This window comes from Streptomyces sp. MBT65 (genome assembly GCF_016612545.1).
Classification (GTDB): domain Bacteria; phylum Actinomycetota; class Actinomycetes; order Streptomycetales; family Streptomycetaceae; genus Streptomyces.
In genome coordinates this window covers 1-5367 of record NZ_JAENRY010000541.1, presented here as the reverse complement: position 1 = coordinate 5367, position 5367 = coordinate 1, and the positions used below count along the sequence as shown (strand labels likewise).

Below are 5367 nucleotides of genomic sequence, written 5' to 3'. Positions count from 1 at the left end.
CCCTCCGCCTCCCCTCCGCCGCGCGCCTCGCCACCAAGGTGCTGGCGCTGCTGCCCCTGCTGCTGATCGCGGTGTGGGCGGCGGTCGACTGGCGTGCCATGTACGAGGGCACGGCCCGGCTCGCCTCCGCCGACCCCTGGTGGCTGCTCGCCGCGTTCTTCTTCACCTGCCTCGGCTGGGGCACCGCCGCCCTGGTCCGCCAGGGTGCCGTGCCGGAGCGGCTGCCGACCGGTCTGCTGATCGCCTCGCAGTTCGCCGCCGGCGCCGCCAACCACGCGCTCCCGGCCAGCATCGGCGCGCACGCGGTCACGCTGCGCTTCCTCCAGGGCCAGGGCATCCCCCTCCCCCGCGCCACCGCGTCGCTCGCCCTCTACTCACTCGTCAGGCCGATCGCGAAGACGCTCGTGCTGCTGGTCTTCCTCGTCTCCTTCCCCGAGATGCTGCGCTTCGGCCAACTGGTCCCCGCCGGCTGGTCGTTGGTCCTCGCTCTCGGCGGTCTCACGACCGTCCTCGTCACCACCACCCTCCTGCTGACCGTCGTACCCCGAATGCGCCGCCCGGTCCTCCGCTGTGTCCGCACCGCCCTGACCGACGTACGGCAGCTGCACACCATGCCCAGCCGGATCCTCGCCCTGTGGGGCGGGGCCGCCGCCGCTCCCGTGCTCCAGGCGACCGTGATCTTCTCCGTCGGCGCCTCGCTCGGCCTGCCGCTGTCCTGGGCGCAGGTCGTGCTCGCGTTCCTCGCCGCCAGCACCGCCGTCGGCGCCGTTCCCGCACCCGGCGGGATCGGTCCGGTGGACGCGGCGACGGTGTTCACGATGGTCGCGTTCGGCGCCCCCATGGATCTGGCCACGGCGAGCGTCATCGGCTACCGCGTGCTGACGGTGTGGGTGCCACTGCTGCCGGGCGCGTTGCTGCTGTCGGCGCTGGTCCACCGGAAGGTGCTATGACCGAAATCCCCTTGTACGGCAGCCGGTTCCGCGTCTAGCGTCGCTGCTCATCGGCGTGTAGCTCAGCAGCAGAGCACCGGGCTCTTATCCCGGAGGGCGCAGGGGCAGGACCTGCCACGCCGGCTTATGGACGACGACGCTGACCAGCAGCACCTCACCGCGGCCCCCGGCTACGCCCGGGGCCAGTTGGCCAAGGCCTTCACGACCGCCCTGACCCACGAGGACACCGAGACCCGCCGTCGCGCGGAGGGCCGTGTGGAGCGCTGGCGCGCGGTGCTCGCGGGGATGGCCGGCGGTCTGCTGACGGTCGGTTCGCGCACCCCGGTCGCCGGGCTCCCCGCCTGGGTCACCCCCGAGGTGGTGCGCGGCGGCTTCGCCACGGGCACCCCGAGCGCGGGCGGCCCGCTCCAGCCGTACGAGACGCGGCTCGCGGAGCAGTTCGGTGTGCCCGCGGACCGGCGGGCCCTGTTCGCGCACTGCCTCACCGACACCGGACTCGCCTGGCTGTGGGGCCAGTTGAACAGTGGGCGGTACGAGGTGACCGTGCCCGAGGAGGGCGCGCTGCTCACCATGGCGTGGCTGGTACGGCACGGGGAGCCGGCCGCCGCGCTGGACCTGGTGGCGGAGTTGGGGCCGTTCGCGGGTCGACTCCGGTTTCTGCCGCGCCCGTCGACCGGGCGACCCGCGCAGGACGTCACCGACGCGCTGCACCGCCGTACCGTCGACGACACCGTGAACAGGCTGGTGCGGCGGCGGCCGAACCCGGCCGTGGAGGCGCAGCGCGAGGCGCTCGCCGTATGGCAGCCGTTCGGGGACGAGGTGCTCGCGCACTGGCTGGAGACAGTGAGTGGGGCGGACGGCCGGGTGCTCGAACTCGCCCCGGACGAGGCCTGGTTGGAACGCGGGGCCGCTCTGTTGGACCGCTACCGGCTGCTGGCCGAGGAGCACACCCGCTGCACGAAGCACCGTAGTCCGAAGGAGAATCTGGGCATTCTGCGCGGTGCGCTGGAAGAGACCGTCGCGGGGCGGGAGTTGGACGCGCGCCGGCTGGGGCTGCTGCGGCACGCCGTCGCGTCGATGGTGCGGCGGCGCGGTCTGCCGGGATCGCCTGCGCACTCCGAACTGCGGGACGCGCAGCGGGTCCAGGCCGCTCTGCCCTCGCATCACGCGCTGGCACAGGTGGCGTTGCGCCGGCTCGCCCTGCTGCCCCAGGAGTCGGGCATCGCCGATCTCACCCCCGTGCTCGCCCCCGTGTCCGGACCGGAGGAGCGGGAGACCGGCGTCCCCGCCGGTGCCCAACTCCCGCCTGCGCTGGCGCGGTTGATCGAGGGCGCGCTGAGCGCACCGGTCGCCACCCTCGTGGAGCGGGGAGTCGTCCCGTCGGCCGAGGCACTGGCCGAACTGGTACCGCAATTGGTCGCCGTCACCACCGCGCGGAGCTACGAGGACAAGGCACTGCGGACGCTGATGGCCGCCAACTACCGCGCGTTCCGCAACCGCCGCTCGCTGCTTCTGCTCAACCTGGAGCACCAGGTCCGGATCGAGGAACTGCCCTGGGTACGGGCGGTGGCCGCGCGGCGCGGCGACGGCTCGGCCGAAGCGGCCCTGCTGCTGCGGCAGTTGGGCGAGCTGGCCGTGCGGGGCTTCCCGGGCACGATCCTGCCCAACCCGCTGGTGCGCGAACTCGGCGTACTCGCGCGCCGGTCCGGCCTGGGCGCTCCGCTGGTGGAGGAGCTGGCCGCGGACATCTTCATGGACGCGTTCGGCCCCAAGTTCCTGGTGGCGGCCGGGATCGCGGGCGAACTGCTCGAAGGCTCGCTGTACGAGCGGTACTACGGCATCGACTACGCGGCGATCCGTGAACTGGCGAGCGCCGAGGCGAGCGGGGCAGCGAACAGGGCGGCGGGCCGGGCCAGGACATCTCCGGGGTTCGCGCGGCTGTGCGCGGAGCGGGCCGCGGCGGCGTCCTCGGCGGCGGGATCGTCCGAGTCCCCGTCCGGGCCCTGGGTGGCGGCCAACGGCAAGGTGATCGAGCAGGCCCAGATCCTGACCACGCACAACCTGGCCACCCTGGTCCACCGGGTCGGCATCGCCCCCGAGCCGGGGTGGGCCGACCTGGCGCGCCGCTGTTTCGTCACCGTGTGCCGGCTGACGGCCCGGGTGCACCGCAACCCGTGGCCGTACCCCACCGTCAAGGACGCGGCGTACGCCTGGCGGCAGTTGGTGTTCCACCTGTCCCTCTGCCCGCCCGGCGAGCAACGGCGGGTGCTCGACGCTCTGGACGAGGAGGTGGCTCGTCACCCCATCCACGTCCTCATCCGCCTCGGCCCCGCCCTGGCGGGGCTGCGTCTGATCACCGACGGCGGTTCCTTCGGCGCCGACGGCACGGCGGACGGGGGTCGTACCCGGCGTCTCCTCGGCTGGACCACGGACGGTCACTGGCTGGCGTCCGACCCGACGACCGGTGCGCCGCACGGCAGTTGAGGGCCACCGACCCGGCCTAGGACCGGTCGGCCGCCGCGCGCACCGCCGCCTCCGTCAGGGTCACCGCCGTGCGTACGGCGCTGGCGATCGCCTCGTCGGGGGTGAGCCCGCACTGGTCGGTGAGGGTGAACAGGGCGTCCGCGGCGACGACCACGGCGAGGCTCCGCTTGAGCTGGGTGAAGGCGTCCGGATCCGTCACGCCGAGGGTGGCCGCCAGGGGGGACAGCGCGTGGTCGATGAGCCCGAAGCGGACTCCGGGTCTCATGTTCTCCGAGCCGGGGCGGACGATGGTCGCCGCCATCATCGCGCGCACCCCGCCCTGCCGGGCCAGGGTGCCGCGGAGCAGGAACTCGCAGGCGAACGCCACCCGTTCGACCGGATCGCGGGAGTCGGCGACCGGAGCCAGCGCCTCGACGGGGTCGGGCCAGACACCGGCCAGGGCCTCCCCGATCAGCGAGGGCAGGTCGGGGAAGTAGCGGTAGGCGGTGGCCTCGGAGACCAGGGCCGCGCGGGCGACCTCGGGCATCGTCACCTCGCCGCCCCCGCCGATCAGCCCGCGGGCCGCCTCGACGATCGCCGTACGGGTGCGCTTCTTCTGATTGCTGCGGCCCGTGTCCGTCTGCGCTGTCGCCATCGGTGCGTCACTTCCCCGTGTTCGCTCGCCGTCGCCCGCCGTCACCAGGACGTTATCACAAACAGCTCTCATCGTAAGAGTCTGCTTGCATAACGAGAGCAGCCCACTTAGTGTGCGTGGTGGGCGCGCCACGGTGTGGAGCGCCCAACACGCGGCGAACACAAGGGAGTCGGCGATGAACGAGGTTTCCGTGGTCGGTCCGGACGACGGCGAGTCGATACGTCTGGGCCCGGTCACGATGCGCATCCTGGAGGACGGCAGCACCACCGGCCACCGGCTCGGCATCGGCGAGATCACCATCGCCCCGTACACCCAGGGCCCTCCGCAGCACCGCCACGCCCAGCACGACGAGGGCTTCTACGTCGTCTCCGGGACCGTGCGGTTCACCATCGGCGAGACCGTCCACATCGCCCCGGCCGGCACCCTCGCGATGATCCCGCCCGGCGCCCCGCACACCTTCGCCAACCCCGGCGACGAACCCGCGGTGATGATCAACACCTTCACGCCCGACCTGTTCGTGCAGTACTTCCGCGACCTGCGGGACATGATCGCCGGCGGCCGGGAGTTCACCACCGAGTCGACGATCGAGATGATGAGCCACTACGCGACGGTCCCCGCGACCGACTACGCCTGAGCCGGCCGCCCCGGCTCAGGAACCGCCCGCGCTGGACGGGCCGAAGAACTCGATCTCGGCGATGGCCACCTGCTTCTTCCCGGAGGTTCCGTAGGCGGACTCGATGGTGAAGCGGACCGCCGTGACCGTGCCGACCCGGAAGGAACGGCGCTGGGCCCCCGCCCCCTGGTCGAGGGTGAGTTGACGGGTGACCTTCTTGCCGTCGGCCATGGTGATCTCCGCCTCGATCCGGTGCGGGAGCGCCGACTGGGTGAGCTGGTCGGGGCGGGTGGAGACGCCCGGGGTGATCATCAGGTCCAGCAGCCGGGTCGGCTCGTCGAAGCGCGCCTCCAGCCACTGCCCCTTGCCCGACTGGCTCACCCCCGGCCCCCACCAGGTGTTGTTCAGCCGGTCGAAGGCCAGCTCGGGCTTGTGCCCCGGGAAGGAACGGGAGGCGGTGACGCGGTCCGGGTAGACGGGGGCCCGCTTCGCGAAGTGGTCCTTGGCCGCGTCCACGCCACGCGGGATGTTGACGGCCAGCACGATCAGCAGCGTCAGCACGAGCGCGGCACCGAGCCAGGTCAGCACCCGGTCGAAGGTACGGCGCAGCCGGGGCCGGTCGCCCGCCCACGGGATCTCGCCGTTGCGGAACGTGAGCAGCCGCCGCCACCACGGCAGCCGGCCCG

The 5367-nt window shown here is 72.8% G+C and carries 4 protein-coding genes, 1 tRNA gene and 1 pseudogene; 4 read left to right on the top strand and 2 right to left on the bottom strand.

Annotation, left to right across the window (positions count from 1 at the left end; genetic code table 11):
- The 3 genes from JHN63_RS49980 to JHN63_RS49970 all read left to right on the top strand — a co-directional run.
- A partial coding sequence (locus JHN63_RS49980; protein ID WP_234478905.1) for a lysylphosphatidylglycerol synthase transmembrane domain-containing protein occupies nucleotides 1–950 on the top strand: 950 nt, incomplete at its 5' end.
- Nucleotides 951–1001: 51 nt separating this feature from the next.
- Nucleotides 1002–1073 (top strand) — tRNA-Lys (locus JHN63_RS49975).
- Nucleotides 1074–1076: 3 nt separating this feature from the next.
- Nucleotides 1077–3434 carry a hypothetical protein gene (locus tag JHN63_RS49970; protein ID WP_200691773.1) on the top strand — a complete coding sequence of 786 codons (2358 nt, stop codon included), beginning with the start codon at nucleotides 1077–1079 and terminating at the stop codon, nucleotides 3432–3434.
- A 16-nt stretch (nucleotides 3435–3450) separates the two neighbouring features.
- Here the strand turns inward: JHN63_RS49970 and JHN63_RS49965 are convergent, their stop codons facing one another.
- Complete coding sequence (locus JHN63_RS49965) at nucleotides 3451–4068, bottom strand: TetR/AcrR family transcriptional regulator (protein WP_200691772.1); 618 nt, start codon at nucleotides 4066–4068, stop codon at nucleotides 3451–3453.
- A 175-nt stretch (nucleotides 4069–4243) separates the two neighbouring features.
- Here JHN63_RS49965 and JHN63_RS49960 point away from each other — a divergent pair, with 175 nt between their 5' ends.
- Nucleotides 4244–4702 (top strand): cupin domain-containing protein, encoded by a 459-nt coding sequence (locus JHN63_RS49960; RefSeq protein ID WP_200691771.1) that lies wholly within the window; start codon nucleotides 4244–4246, stop codon nucleotides 4700–4702.
- A 15-nt stretch (nucleotides 4703–4717) separates the two neighbouring features.
- Here JHN63_RS49960 and JHN63_RS49955 read toward each other — a convergent pair.
- Nucleotides 4718–5367 (bottom strand): annotated as a pseudogene (locus tag JHN63_RS49955) (zinc ribbon domain-containing protein); the annotation flags it as partial.